This window comes from Pseudomonas sp. F8002 (assembly GCF_013385495.1).
Lineage (GTDB): Bacteria > Pseudomonadota > Gammaproteobacteria > Pseudomonadales > Pseudomonadaceae > Aquipseudomonas.
This window is the reverse complement of record NZ_JACAPW010000017.1, coordinates 107364-119826: the sequence shown is the minus strand read 5'-3', so window position 1 is coordinate 119826 and position 12463 is coordinate 107364. Positions and strand designations below refer to the sequence as shown.

General features: G+C 58.3%; 15 protein-coding genes and 1 tRNA gene. 7 read left to right on the top strand and 9 right to left on the bottom strand.

The features are described from left to right. Nucleotides 1-38 precede the first annotated feature (38 nt). From HX811_RS15130 to queA, 6 genes are all read right to left on the bottom strand, one after another. Nucleotides 39-587 (bottom strand): glycine zipper 2TM domain-containing protein, encoded by a 549-nt coding sequence (locus HX811_RS15130; protein WP_003210309.1) that lies wholly within the window; start codon nucleotides 585-587, stop codon nucleotides 39-41. Between the two features lie 123 nt (nucleotides 588-710). Further along, entirely contained in the window at nucleotides 711-1625 is a 915-nt protein-coding gene (secF, locus tag HX811_RS15125; RefSeq protein WP_003210311.1) for a protein translocase subunit SecF, read from the bottom strand. Between the two features lie 9 nt (nucleotides 1626-1634). Then, nucleotides 1635-3503, bottom strand: coding sequence for a protein translocase subunit SecD (gene secD, locus HX811_RS15120; protein ID WP_003210312.1), 1869 nt, complete (start codon nucleotides 3501-3503; stop codon nucleotides 1635-1637). A 62-nt stretch (nucleotides 3504-3565) separates the two neighbouring features. Continuing rightward, the gene (gene yajC / locus HX811_RS15115; RefSeq protein WP_003175975.1) at nucleotides 3566-3904 is read right to left on the bottom strand and encodes a preprotein translocase subunit YajC; all 339 of its coding nucleotides are present in this window, start codon (nucleotides 3902-3904) and stop codon (nucleotides 3566-3568) included. Nucleotides 3905-3947: 43 nt separating this feature from the next. Further along, on the bottom strand, nucleotides 3948-5063 hold the full coding sequence (gene tgt / locus HX811_RS15110; RefSeq protein WP_003210314.1) for a tRNA guanosine(34) transglycosylase Tgt: 1116 nt from the start codon (nucleotides 5061-5063) through the stop codon (nucleotides 3948-3950). A gap of 5 nt (nucleotides 5064-5068) precedes the next feature. Beyond that, on the bottom strand, nucleotides 5069-6118 hold the full coding sequence (gene queA, locus HX811_RS15105; RefSeq protein WP_177046426.1) for a tRNA preQ1(34) S-adenosylmethionine ribosyltransferase-isomerase QueA: 1050 nt from the start codon (nucleotides 6116-6118) through the stop codon (nucleotides 5069-5071). Between the two features lie 108 nt (nucleotides 6119-6226). On the opposite strand from queA, the gene HX811_RS15100 reads away from it, so the two are divergent. Both HX811_RS15100 and HX811_RS15095 read left to right on the top strand, forming a co-directional pair. Next, nucleotides 6227-6311 (top strand) — tRNA-Leu (locus HX811_RS15100). A 94-nt stretch (nucleotides 6312-6405) separates the two neighbouring features. Then, nucleotides 6406-6735 (top strand): hypothetical protein, encoded by a 330-nt coding sequence (locus tag HX811_RS15095; protein ID WP_177046425.1) that lies wholly within the window; start codon nucleotides 6406-6408, stop codon nucleotides 6733-6735. Here the strand turns inward: HX811_RS15095 and HX811_RS15090 are convergent. After that, nucleotides 6732-7367: a LysE family translocator gene (locus HX811_RS15090; RefSeq protein ID WP_134325800.1), complete on the bottom strand. Its 636-nt coding sequence runs from the start codon at nucleotides 7365-7367 to the stop codon at nucleotides 6732-6734. The genes HX811_RS15095 and HX811_RS15090 overlap by 4 nt on opposite strands. Nucleotides 7368-7524: 157 nt before the next feature. Here HX811_RS15090 and HX811_RS15085 point away from each other — a divergent pair, with 157 nt between their 5' ends. From HX811_RS15085 to HX811_RS15065, 5 genes are all read left to right on the top strand, one after another. Then, entirely contained in the window at nucleotides 7525-7893 is a 369-nt protein-coding gene (locus HX811_RS15085; protein WP_003210321.1) for a PH domain-containing protein, read from the top strand. Nucleotides 7894-7930: 37 nt separating this feature from the next. After that, nucleotides 7931-8251 (top strand): hypothetical protein, encoded by a 321-nt coding sequence (locus HX811_RS15080; protein ID WP_003210323.1) that lies wholly within the window; start codon nucleotides 7931-7933, stop codon nucleotides 8249-8251. A gap of 125 nt (nucleotides 8252-8376) precedes the next feature. Further along, nucleotides 8377-9540, top strand: a complete 1164-nt coding sequence (locus HX811_RS15075; RefSeq protein ID WP_003210325.1) for an S-type pyocin domain-containing protein — start codon at nucleotides 8377-8379, stop codon at nucleotides 9538-9540. 15 nt (nucleotides 9541-9555) lie between these two features. Beyond that, on the top strand, nucleotides 9556-9834 hold the full coding sequence (locus HX811_RS15070; protein WP_088427027.1) for a colicin E3-like toxin immunity protein: 279 nt from the start codon (nucleotides 9556-9558) through the stop codon (nucleotides 9832-9834). Nucleotides 9835-9843: 9 nt separating this feature from the next. After that, nucleotides 9844-10314, top strand: a complete 471-nt coding sequence (locus HX811_RS15065) for a hypothetical protein (protein ID WP_177046424.1) — start codon at nucleotides 9844-9846, stop codon at nucleotides 10312-10314. Here the strand turns inward: HX811_RS15065 and HX811_RS15060 are convergent. Together HX811_RS15060 and HX811_RS15055 are read right to left on the bottom strand one after the other, a co-directional pair. Then, complete coding sequence (locus HX811_RS15060; RefSeq protein WP_177046422.1) at nucleotides 10271-11668, bottom strand: sensor histidine kinase; 1398 nt, start codon at nucleotides 11666-11668, stop codon at nucleotides 10271-10273. The two genes, HX811_RS15065 and HX811_RS15060, sit on opposite strands and share 44 nt — an antisense overlap. Continuing rightward, nucleotides 11665-12327 (bottom strand): response regulator, encoded by a 663-nt coding sequence (locus tag HX811_RS15055; RefSeq protein WP_177021394.1) that lies wholly within the window; start codon nucleotides 12325-12327, stop codon nucleotides 11665-11667. The genes HX811_RS15060 and HX811_RS15055 overlap by 4 nt, the downstream gene beginning before the upstream one ends. Nucleotides 12328-12463: the final 136 nt, after the last annotated feature.

Genomic DNA, 12463 nt, shown 5'->3' with positions numbered 1-12463 from the left:
AAAAAGCACCCCTCGGGGTGCTTTTTTTATACCTGGGATTACTGCTGCGGCTGGTTCTGACCGATAACCAGGCGCCCTTCCTTGTCGACGGGGATCTGGTTGCCTGGATCACGATCCATGCGCACGGAGCCTTCCTTGCCGTCCAGGGTGTAACGTACGTCGTACCCGACAACCTTGTCGCTGATGTCATTAACGGTATTACAACGAGTTTGCGTGGTGGTGTAGGTATCGCGGTTCTGCATGCCTTCCTGAACCTTGTTACCAGCGTAACCACCACCGACCGCCCCGGCCACGGTGGCCAGCTTCTTGCCATTACCGCCGCCGACCTGATTACCCAACAGGCCGCCCGCCAGCGCACCGACCACCGTACCGACGATCTGATGCTGATCCTGCACAGGTTTCTGCCGGGTTACGGCAACATCCTTGCAGACTTCACGCGGGGTTTTAATCTGGGTTTTCACCGGCTGCACAGCCAGCACTTGCGCATACTCAGGGCCGCTTTTTACCAGGCTGTAGGTGGCAACAGCACCCCCGGCAGTCACACCGACAGCACCCAATACCGCACCAACCAGTAACGACTTGTTCACGTGAACCTCCTGACCATCACAAACGGACCGAACGATCCGCGCTATACCCAGCCTTGGAGCAAAAAAAAAGGCGCGAGTTCAATACTCGCGCCTTATTTGTAACAGCAGATCAACAATCACCCATCAAGGGCGGTCGTCGACCTCCTTGCCGGTGCTGGCAGGAGGGATCAAGTCTTCGCTGTTGAGGTTCAGCCAGATCAGTACCACGTTGGCGATGTAGATCGACGAGTAGGTACCCGCCAGCACGCCGATGAACAGCGACAGCGAGAAGCCCCACAGGTTGTCGCCACCGAACACCATCAGTGCGGCAATCGCCAGCAAGGTGGAGATCGAAGTCGCCATGGTGCGCAGCAGGGTCTGGGTGGTGGAGATGTTGATGTTCTCGATCAACGTCGCCTTGCGCAGCACCCGGAAGTTCTCACGAACCCGGTCGAATACCACGATGGTGTCGTTGAGGGAGTAGCCAATGATTGCCAGCACCGCCGCCAATACCGTCAGATCGAAGGTGATCTGGAAGTAGGCCAGGATACCCACGGTCACGATCACGTCGTGGATCAGCGACACAATGGCGCCGACACCGAACTTCCACTGAAAGCGGAAAGCCAGGTAGATCATGATGCCGACCAGCGCCATCAGCATGCCGAGGCCGCCTTGGTCACGCAGTTCTTCACCTACCTGCGGGCCCACGAACTCGACGCGCTTGACCGACGCCGGGTTGTCGCCGCCGACCTTCTGCAAGGCCTCGGCTACCTGGTGACCCAGTTGTGGGTCTTCGCCCGGCATACGCACCAGCAGGTCAGTGGTTGCACCAAAGCTCTGGACGATGGCTTCGTGATAGCCGGCCTTGACCAGCTCGTTGCGCACCAGGCTAACGTCGGCCGGCTTCTCGTAGGTCAGCTCGATGAGCGTACCGCCGGTGAAGTCCAGACCGTAGTTCAGGCCCTTATGGAACCAGCTGAACAACGCCAGAACGGTAAGGAGCATGGTGAAGCCGAACGCAACGTTGCGAACGCCCATGAAGTTGATTGTACGTAACATGGCAGCCCCTTAAATCCACAACTTCTTGAAGTCACGTCCGCCAAAGATCAGGTTGACCATTGCGCGGGTCACCATGATGGCCGTGAACATCGAGGTAAAGATACCGAGGGACATGGTCACCGCAAAACCTTTGACCGGGCCGGTGCCCATGGCAAAGAGAATCCCGCCGACCAACAGGGTGGTCAGGTTGGAGTCGAGAATTGCAGTAAATGCCCGGCCGAAGCCTTCGTTGATTGCCCGTTGCACGGTCATGCCCGCAGCAATCTCTTCACGAATCCGCGAGAAGATCAGTACGTTGGCGTCAACCGCCATACCCATGGTGAGTACGATACCGGCGATACCTGGCAGGGTCAGCGTTGCACCCAGCAGCGACATCAGGGCCAGCAGCATCACCATGTTGCCCGCCAGCGCGACGGTGGCGATGACGCCGAAGAAGCGATAGATGGCGATGATGAACAGGGAGACGAACAGCATGCCCCACAGTGCAGCGTCGATACCCTTGGTGATGTTGTCAGCACCCAGGCTCGGGCCGATGGTACGTTCTTCAGCGAAGTACATCGGGGCGGCCAGGCCACCGGCACGCAGCAGCAGCGCCAGTTCGGATGACTCACCCTGGCCGTTCAGGCCGGTGATGCGGAATTGAGCACCCAGCGGCGACTGGATGGTCGCCAGGCTGATGATCTTCTTCTCTTCTTTAAAGGTCTGTACCGGTACGTCTTTCTCGACGCCGTCGACCACTTGCTTGGTGTAGGTGGTGACAGGACGCTGCTCGATGAAGATCACCGCCATGCTGCGACCGACGTTGCTGCGGGTTGCGCGGCTCATCAGTTCGCCGCCGTGGCCATCCAGGCGGATGTTCACTTCAGGCGTACCGTGCTCGCCGAAACCAGCCTTGGCGTCGGTCACCTGGTCACCCGTAATGATCAAGCCACGCTCGATCAGTGCAGGTGGACGATTGCCTTCACGGAACTCGAACTCTTCTGCAGTAGCACGGGTAGCACCCGGCTCAGCCGCCAGGCGGAATTCCAGGTTGGCTGTTTTACCCAGGATACGCTTGGCTTCAGCGGTGTCCTGCACGCCCGGCAGTTCAACCACGATGCGGTTGGCACCCTGGCGCTGAACGATCGGCTCGGCCACACCCAGCTCGTTGACGCGGTTACGTACCGTGGTCAAGTTCTGCTTGATCGAGTATTCACGGATTTCCGCCAGCTTGGCCGGGGTCATCGCCAGACGCAGTACCGCCTGACCATTGAGGTCGGCCGGAACAATGTCGAAATCGTTGAAGTTCTTGCGGATCAGCGCACGGGCCTGTTCGCGGGTTGCTTCGTCAGCAAAGCCCAGCTGGATGGCACCGTTGAGCTGCGGCAGGCTGCGATAACGCAGGCGCTCTTTACGCAGCAGGCTCTTCACATCGCCTTCGTAGACTTTCAGGCGAGCGTCGAGGGCCTTGTCCATGTCCACTTCCAGCAGGAAGTGCACACCACCGGACAAGTCCAGACCCAGCTTCATCGGGTGTGCGCCGATCGCGCGCAGCCATTTTGGCGTGGTCTGTGCCAGGTTCAGTGCGACGACGTAGTCATCACCCATGACCTTGCGCACAACGTCTTTTGCCGGCAATTGGTCTTCTTGCTTGGTCAGGCGCAACAAGCCGCCCTTCGCATCAGCAGCCAAACTTGCCGCTTTAACCTGGATACCCGCGTCGGTGAGCGCTTTGCTCGCACGGTCCAGATCAGCCTGATTGACCTGCAGCGCAGTGCTGGCGCCAGTGATCTGGATAGCCGGGTCATCAGGATAGAGATTGGGAGCGGAATAAATAAAACCGATCGCCAGCACCGCCAGGATCAGTACGTATTTCCACAGAGGGTATTTGTTCAGCATCACGCCGCCCGCTTATAACGCGGGGCGCCTTGCGCGCCCCGTCGATTGGTAAAGGTTGTTACTTAGATCGCTTTGAGCGTGCCTTTTGGCAGCGTGGCAGCGATGGCGCCCTTCTGGAACTTCATTTCTACGGTGTCGGAGACTTCCAGAACCACGAAAGCGTCGGACACTTTAGTGATCTTGCCGGCGATGCCGCCAGTGGTCACGACTTCGTCGCCTTTCTGCAAGCTGCCCAGCAGGTTCTTCTGCTCTTTGGCGCGCTTGGCCTGTGGACGCCAGATCATCAGGTAGAAGATGACCAGGAAGCCGACCAGGAAAATCCACTCAAAACCACCGCCCATAGGACCGGCAGCGGCCGGTGCAGCGGCATCAGCCATGGCATTAGAGATAAAAAAGCTCATTTAGCACTCCAGTTGCAAATAGTGAATCTTAGGGTCGGAAAACTCAGTCCAAGGGCGGCACAGGCAGCCCGCGCTTGGCATAGAAGGCATCGACGAAGGCGGCCAATGTACCCTGTTGAATAGCCTCGCGCAAACCAGCCATCAGGACTTGGTAGTGACGCAAATTGTGGATGGTATTCAACATGCTACCCAGCATTTCCCCACACTTGTCCAGATGGTGCAGATAAGCGCGCGAGAAGTTCTGGCAGGTGTAGCAGTCACAGGTAGGATCCAGCGGCGATTCATCATGGCGATGGAACGCGTTACGGATCTTCAGCACGCCTGTATCGATGAACAGATGCCCATTGCGGGCATTACGGGTTGGCATCACGCAATCGAACATGTCCACACCGCGGCGCACACCCTCTACGAGATCCTCCGGTTTGCCAACGCCCATAAGGTAACGAGGTTTGTCAGCCGGCATCAGGCCCGGCAGGTAATCCAGCACCTTGATCATCTCGTGCTTGGGCTCGCCCACTGACAGGCCGCCGATGGCCAGGCCGTCGAAGCCGATCTTGTCCAGGCCTTCGAGCGAGCGCTTGCGCAAGCTTTCATGCATGCCGCCCTGCACAATACCGAACAGGGCAGCGGTGTTATCGCCATGGGCGTTTTTCGAGCGCTGGGCCCAACGCAACGACAGTTCCATGGAAATCCGCGCGACGTCTTCATCGGCCGGGTACGGCGTGCACTCGTCGAAAATCATCACGATGTCGGAGCCCAGGTCACGTTGCACCTGCATCGACTCTTCCGGGCCCATGAACACTTTGGCGCCGTCCACCGGGGAGGCGAAGGTCACGCCCTCCTCCTTGATCTTGCGCATGGCGCCCAGGCTGAACACCTGGAAACCACCGGAGTCAGTGAGGATCGGGCCTTGCCACTTCATGAAGTCATGCAGGTCGCCATGCTTCTTGATCACTTCGGTGCCCGGGCGCAGCCACAGGTGGAAGGTGTTGCCGAGGATGATCTCGGCGCCCGTGGCGACGATGTCACGCGGCAGCATGCCTTTTACCGTGCCGTAGGTACCGACCGGCATAAAGGCCGGGGTCTCGACGGTACCGCGAGGGAAAGTCAAACGGCCGCGGCGAGCTTTACCATCCGTGGCCAGCAATTCAAACGACATACGACTCATGATTGTTCCTCTGGGCCGCGCGGCGCCGGATTACGGGTGATAAACATCGCATCACCGTAGCTGAAAAAACGGTATCCGTTATCGATGGCGGCTTGATACGCGGCCATGGTCTCGGGATAACCGGCAAATGCCGACACCAGCATCAACAGCGTGGATTCCGGCAAATGGAAATTGGTCACCAGAGCATCGACCACATAAAACGGCCGGCCCGGGTAGATAAAGATGTCTGTGTCGCCACTGAACGGCTTGAGCACGCCATCGCGCGCCGCGCTTTCCAGCGAGCGCACGCTGGTCGTACCGACCGCCACCACCCGCCCGCCGCGCGCCTTGCACGCTTCAACCGCATCCACGACGTCCTGACTGACTTCCAGCCACTCGCTGTGCATATGGTGGTCTTCGATGTTATCCACACGCACCGGCTGAAACGTGCCGGCCCCCACGTGCAGGGTCACATAGGCCGTTTCAACGCCTTTGGCGGCAATCGCATCCAGCAGCGGCTGGTCGAAATGCAGCCCCGCCGTCGGTGCAGCCACCGCGCCCAGTCGCTGGGAATACACCGTCTGATAACGCTCGCGGTCCGAGTCTTCATCCGGGCGGTCTATATAAGGAGGCAACGGCATATGGCCGACGCGTTCCAGCAGCGGCAACACTTCCTCGGCAAACCCAAGCTCGAACAACGCATCATGACGGGCCAGCATTTCTGCTTCGCCACCGCCATCGATAAGGATCTTCGAACCCGGTTTCGGCGACTTGCTGGAGCGCACATGGGCCAGCACGCGATGGCTGTCCAGCACCCGCTCCACCAGAATTTCCAGCTTGCCGCCGGATGCTTTCTGGCCAAAAAGGCGAGCCGGAATCACCCGGGTATTGTTGAAAACCATCAAGTCGCCTGGGCGTAAATGCTCAAGCAAATCAGTGAATTGACGGTGTGCGAGGGCACCGCTGACCCCGTCCAGGGTCAGCAGTCGACTGGCGCGACGCTCGGCCAAAGGATGGCGAGCGATCAGCGAATCAGGGAGCTCAAAAGTAAAGTCAGCAACGCGCATGATGGGGTTCGTCTAGCAGGGCCGGGAAGTCTAGCGGAAATAGTGAAAATTGACCATGAAACGTGATTGACCAACGGTAATCTCATCTCTATACTTCGCCGCCATTGAGCCCTGATGGCGGAATTGGTAGACGCGGCGGATTCAAAATCCGTTTTCGAAAGGAGTGGGAGTTCGAGTCTCCCTCGGGGCACCATCTTAAAAAAAGACCTTGAAATTCAAGGTCTTTTTTTTCGCCTGCAGGAAAGTGATGATGGGCGGGCGAACGCGAGAAAAGAGGAACCTTGGCCATGGAACAGACGCTGGAAGCTGTAGCACTTTTTGCGCTCAAGCTGGTGCATGAGACCGAAGACGCGAGCCCGATTCTGCGGGACGACCTGGTCATGGACGGCTATGAGCGGGAGGTGTTTGGCTTGCTGGTGCGCAAGGGCGATATCAATGCCATCCAGCATAAGATCGACGAGTGCCTGGCATTGGCCCTCGAATCCCTGGGCGGTGCACACACCGTGATGGGCCGCGAGCTGCAACGGCTTGCGGTGGATGCGCGCCAAGCGACGACACTCGAAGAACTCAATGCCCCGCTCAACGCACTCAAGGATTACCTGAAGGCGATCCTTTAACGCCTGCCTTCGACCGCCATGCGTACAGCCAGGCCCATCAGTACCGAGCCCATCAACCAGCGCTGTACGGTTTGCCAGACCGGTTTGCGGATGAAGAACCCCGCGATCGAGCCCGCCATCAGAGCGATCAGCCCGTTGACGCTCACGCTGATCATGATCTGCGTAAAGCCCAGTACCAGGGATTGCGACAGCACACTGGCGTGCCCGTTGGGGTCGATAAACTGGGGCAGCAACGACAGATACATCACTGCCACTTTGGGATTCAGCAGGTTGGTGACAAAGCCCATCATGAACAGCTTGCGCGGGCTGTCCTTGGGCAAGTCCCGCACCTGGAAGGGCGACCGGCCACCCGGCTTCACCGCCTGCCAGGCCAGGTAAACCAGATACAGCGCCCCGCCGAGCCGCAGCGCGTCGTAGGCATAGGGAACCGCCATCACCAACGCGGTGATACCCAATGCCGCGCAGAACATATAGACGACAAAACCCATCGCAACGCCGCCCAGGGAAATCAGCCCGGCCACTCGCCCCTGGCAGATCGACCGCGAAATGAGGTAAATCATGTTCGGGCCGGGCGTCAGCACCATGCCGAGCGAGATCAGGCCGTAGGCGAGCACGCTGGAGAGTTCGGGCATGGTGTGGCTCCTTGACGACGTAAAACCTTGTAATGGCCGGCGGGTTGTTGGCGCCATGGTAGGTCGATAAAAGGAACGCCGTTAGATACAGATCCGCGAGCAAAACGTCATACACCGGTACCGGCGTCTGCTGCACCACTCACCCAAGGAAAGGCACATGATCGACTTCAACAACAAAGGCTTCTTCAAGCTCAAGCAGAACAACGAATACGCCGAGCGCGTTTCGTCATTGCTGCTGGATGATGAGCAGGTCATCGATTCCTACAAGGCCATGCGCGATGGGGTGGTGTTCACCACCAAGCGCATCATCGCCGTGAACGTGCAGGGAATTACCGGCAGCAAAAAGGATTTCACGTCCCTGCCGTATAAAAATATCGTCGCGTATTCGGTGGAAACCTCGGGGACCTTTGACCTGGATTCGGAGTTGGAGATTTACTTTTCGGCGGTGGGGAAAGTGAAGTTTGAATTCACGGGAAAGACGTCGATTGTTGAGATATCGAGGGTGATTTCCAGGCATGTGCTTTGAACCGTTACGAAAACTCCGCTTTTAAGGATTTCCCACTATGGGCCCAAAAACCGCAGAGCTAATCGATGTGCTTGAGGAACTTGCCATCCTGCTGGAAAGCGATGGGGACAATCACTGGAGCCGATGGATGCGTAAGGCCAAAACCTTATTGCAAGCATCCGATTACTCCGGAATCACCTATTTGCGCTCTGCATACGGCGGAATGGGCTCGTTCAATGACCTCGTTCTTGGACAAAGCAGCGAAGGCGGCGTTTTTTCCTGGAAGCCTGGATACAAGGAGTTGAACGACCGGTTGGACGGGTTACGTAATAAAGCCGCGCAGTTGGGCGCGCAGATACAGCGCTCTCAGGCAGAGTAAGCGTGCTTGAATCAATGTAGCGATTGCTAAAGTGACTTTTCCCACACCTCCCATTGAACAACGAGAATTTCAGGTTCTTCTCCGCTCTCATAGGCTCGCTTCCTTGCACAGGGAAGTGAGTCGTCATGACAGAGCGCGCGTATCCAATTACCGAAGAAGAGCAGCTGAAGCGGCGAATCCTGACGCCGCAGCCTAAGCAGATTCCGTATTCACCGTTCATTGATTTGTACGAAGCACCTTCTGCGCCATCGCCTGAACCTGCAAGGATTCCAGGCCTGGTATTCGCCAAGTCGTGCCAACTGCCCGACGGGATCATCAACTACAACAACCCCACCGGTTATGTGCCGCTTGAGCTGATCAAGGATTACGGTCACTTCACGCTGTTAGGCGGACGGGAAGTGGACAGCCAAGGCGGCGTATCCCTCAGGAAAATCAGCGGTAGTCCCCTACCCGTTGGGCTTGGCCAGCTTGTGCTGCGTACATCCGCGTTGGAGTCCGCGGCTGCGGCGGTCGGTGCCGCCGCTGGGGGGTTGCTTGCAGGGCTGGTGGCGCTGGCCTGGCCGTCGGAGCTTGGCGACAGTGCGCTCTATAGCGAAGAGCAGCTTCGTCACCTGCAAAAAGCCCGTTCGCGGATGCGGTTGCATATCGAGCAACGCGCCGATGGGACGCTGAAGGGATATGGGTTTTACACCGGTAAAAATACCGACTGGCAGATGATCGATGTGGTGCAGTTTCAGAGTCGTGACAGTCAGTTCGTGGCGGATCTTGGCGAGGGTGTGGAGCTTATTTGGACGCCGGCCATTGATCCTGGCGACACCCTTGGCATTCCGGCATTGGAGGCTGCACCGCAAGCACCGGTGATGTGGATTTATCCGCCGACGGAGGCTGCAAAGCAGATTCTGGTGAATCCGATTTATCCGCCGGAGTATCGGGATTTTATTCTGGTGTTTCCGGTGGAGTCGGGGGTTCGGCCGCTGTATGTGGTGGTTAACGAACCACGAAAGGGGCTTAAAAAACCGGACCATGATTATTTCCCGGCCCCCAACGCTGCAGACATAACAGGCTTTCCAGGTCTGATAGACCAAAGACCCGTGACACCGAGGAAAGGCGGTAGCGGCTTACGCGAACGCTGGATAGACGCCAAAGGGAGGAAAATATTTGAGTGGGATTCCAAGAAAGGCGAATTAGAAGTCTATCGAAACAGTGACCTTGCCCACCTAGGCGCATTCGATCCCTACACCGGTGAGCGCCGAGGTCGAGCAAAACCCGAACGCCGCATATACAGATAAAGTGGAAAACACATCATGGTTATGAAAGTCAGATTGCGTTGGTACGACAAGCAAAGCAATTACGTGAAGGCAGATGAATACTCGGCAGATGTTGATGACGCGGAGAGCTTTTTTGAAACGCTAGGGTTGAGTCAAGAAACGGCGATATATGCGGACGTGTTCAACGTTCGCCCAAGCTGGATAGCGACTATCCAACCGCATTTCCAGCACGTAATTGAACCCGTGAACTTCGATTACCAAATCTCTTTCAGCTACCAAGGCACATGGCCGCCACAATCCTCCAAAAAACCATAAAGGACTCCAATGAAAAAGCCCCCTCTCTACCGTTCAGTCAATACCCGGACGCACAACGTGCGTCACGGAAGTTGCCGCACCTATAGGCAACAACGCCATAGCAAAAGCGAAAAGAACTCCATGCTGAGCCGCGGTTCGATGCACAGCCATCACCGGCACGGCTTCGATTACACGCCACTATTCCGGTTTCTTCTGTCCAAGGTCGGCCACCAATGGGATGCGATTTTCAGCGAAGCCAACTCCCGCTTGGACCGCCCGGATCCTGTGTTCTGGATGGTGGCTCTACATGAAAGCGAAAAAAGCGAATACGTCCGAACGGACGAGTCTACCTATTACAGCGGCTTATACGTCGACGAGACTGGTCTACTGCAAAAAGTTAACCCACAACTGACACCCGCGTTCATGAAGCCGTTTTGCGACTGCTGCACCCACACCTTCAACGGTGTGGTATTCCCACCGATTTCAGCAAGCAGGCGCTAAAACTCAACCGCGCACACAACCCACCCACCTCCCGGTTATACAACTCCAACCGCCCCCCGATTTTCCCCACGATCATCTGCACAATCGCCAACCCCAACCCCGCCCCATTTGCATTCCCGCGGCTATAAAACCGCTCGAACAACCGCCCAATCTCCCCTTCATCAATCCCCGGCCCCGCATCCTCCACACACAGCTGCACCACGCCCGAATCCTCCTCCCGCACCACCACCCTCACCTCACTCCCCGCCGGCGAGAAGTTCAGCGCATTGGTCACCAGGTTCTGCAGCGCAATCGCCAACGCCACGGGGTCCGTTTCAATCCAGCATTCCTCATCCCCTTCCAGCACCAACTCAACGCCTCTCTCCATCGCCAGGGGCGTCAGTTCCGCAAGTTCTTCGCGCACCAACTCCGTCAACGGCACACGCACTCGTACGGTGTTGTTCAACTGCGGCTCGATGCGCGCCATGGTCAGCAGTTGGCTGCCAATACGCGTCGCCCGGTCCACGCCATTCACCAGGAAGTCCAACGCCTCTCGCCGCTGCTCCTCGGTTTCCGCGCTCTGGGCGTTCTGCGCATGAATGCGCAATATCGCCAACGGCGTACGCAACTCATGCGCCGCGTCCGCGATAAACCGACGCTCCCGCTCCAGCAGGTCATCCACCTGCACCAGCAGGCGGTTCAGCGCGGTTTGCATCGGTTCCAGGTCCGCCGGCAACGGTTCAAGTTGCAGCGGTCGCAACGTATTGCTGTCCCGCCCGCGAATGGCCTGGGCCATGGCGCGCAGGGGCTTGAGGCCCCAGCCGATGGTCAGCCAGATCAACAACGCCAGCAGCGGCACGCCAATCAGGATGGGCCAGAGGGTGTGGCGGATGATGCGCTGGATCACGTCCTGGCGAATGTCGTCGCGCTCGCCCACCCAGATCAGCAGGCCTTGTTGCATGTCGGCGAGCATGAACGCGCACCAGTCATTGCCGTTTTCCATCAGGTCGTGAGGCCCGAGGGTGGTGGGCGGTGCGTTGAGGATCGGCGCGTCGGTGGAGCGCACCAGCAGTTGGCCGTCGGCGCGCCATACCTGGAAGGTCAGGCGGGTTTCGTAGGGGTGCGCGGCGCCGTCTTCGCCGACACGGCTCATGGCTTGATCGAAAGCCTGGTAGAGGCGGTCCCAGTCGGCATCGCCGGGATCGCGCTGGCGCAGTACGCCTTGCAGCAAACGGGCGCTTTGGGCGAGTTGGGCGTCGTAGACTTCTTCGATTTCGTGGTGGCTGTCCCGCAGCACGAGCCAACTGATCAGGCCATCACCCAGCAGGATCAGCACCAGTACCGGAATGAGGATGCGCGCGCGGACCGAATTCATGGTTTGAGTTCCACCATGTAGCCCACGCCACGCACGGTGCGGATCAGTTCGGTGGAGAGTTTTTTGCGCAGGTTGTGGATAAGGACTTCGAGGGTGTTGCTTTCGACGCGGTCCTGCCAGCCGTACAGCGCGCGGGACAACCGCTCGCGGGTGACGACTTTGCCGGGGCGCACCATCAGTTGGTGCAGCAGTTGGTATTCCATCGGCGTGACCACAACGTCCTCGCCTTGATAACTGACCTGTTGGGTCACCGGGTCCAGGCTCACGCCCGCATGTTCCAGCAATGGTTGCGCGCGGCCCTGGCTGCGGCGCAACAGGGCGCGCACACGGGCCTTGAACTCTTCGACGTCGAAGGGTTTGACCAGGTAGTCGTCGGCGCCGGCGTCCAGGCCGGCGATGCGCTCGGCGGTGCCGTCGCGGGCGGTAAGGATCAGCACCGGCAGGTCGTATTGCTCGGCGCGCAGGGTTTGCAGGAGTGTGAGGCCGTCAAGGCGCGGCAGGCCGAGGTCGAGCAGCAGCAGGTCGAAGCTTTCGGTGCGCAACGCGTGCAAGGCGCTGACGCCATCCTGCAACCAGTCCAGGGTGTAGCCTTCGGCGCCCAGGGCCACGCGGATCCCTTGGCCAAGGGCACGATCATCTTCGACAAGGAGCAGGCGCATAACTGATTCTCTGGAGTAACCGGCGGCATGATGCCGTGTAACCGTCGAGGCTATTTCGGGAAAGATGTTACGGGCCGTTGCCAACTAAGCTTTCGCTAAGGTTGGTTTTGCACAGTGAAATCTCCCACATCTGCTG

Coding starts and splice junctions, on each gene's coding strand:
- secF (WP_003210311.1), bottom strand. CDS start 1,625: ATGTTACGTACAATCAACTTCATGGGCGTTCGCAACGTTGCGTTCGGC.
- secD (WP_003210312.1), bottom strand. CDS start 3,503: ATGCTGAACAAATACCCTCTGTGGAAATACGTACTGATCCTGGCGGTG.
- yajC (WP_003175975.1), bottom strand. CDS start 3,904: ATGAGCTTTTTTATCTCTAATGCCATGGCTGATGCCGCTGCACCGGCC.
- tgt (WP_003210314.1), bottom strand. CDS start 5,063: ATGTCGTTTGAATTGCTGGCCACGGATGGTAAAGCTCGCCGCGGCCGT.
- queA (WP_177046426.1), bottom strand. CDS start 6,118: ATGCGCGTTGCTGACTTTACTTTTGAGCTCCCTGATTCGCTGATCGCT.
- HX811_RS15095 (WP_177046425.1), top strand. CDS start 6,406: ATGGAACAGACGCTGGAAGCTGTAGCACTTTTTGCGCTCAAGCTGGTG.
- HX811_RS15090 (WP_134325800.1), bottom strand. CDS start 7,367: ATGCCCGAACTCTCCAGCGTGCTCGCCTACGGCCTGATCTCGCTCGGC.
- HX811_RS15085 (WP_003210321.1), top strand. CDS start 7,525: ATGATCGACTTCAACAACAAAGGCTTCTTCAAGCTCAAGCAGAACAAC.
- HX811_RS15080 (WP_003210323.1), top strand. CDS start 7,931: ATGGGCCCAAAAACCGCAGAGCTAATCGATGTGCTTGAGGAACTTGCC.
- HX811_RS15075 (WP_003210325.1), top strand. CDS start 8,377: ATGACAGAGCGCGCGTATCCAATTACCGAAGAAGAGCAGCTGAAGCGG.
- HX811_RS15070 (WP_088427027.1), top strand. CDS start 9,556: ATGGTTATGAAAGTCAGATTGCGTTGGTACGACAAGCAAAGCAATTAC.
- HX811_RS15065 (WP_177046424.1), top strand. CDS start 9,844: ATGAAAAAGCCCCCTCTCTACCGTTCAGTCAATACCCGGACGCACAAC.
- HX811_RS15060 (WP_177046422.1), bottom strand. CDS start 11,668: ATGAATTCGGTCCGCGCGCGCATCCTCATTCCGGTACTGGTGCTGATC.
- HX811_RS15055 (WP_177021394.1), bottom strand. CDS start 12,327: ATGCGCCTGCTCCTTGTCGAAGATGATCGTGCCCTTGGCCAAGGGATC.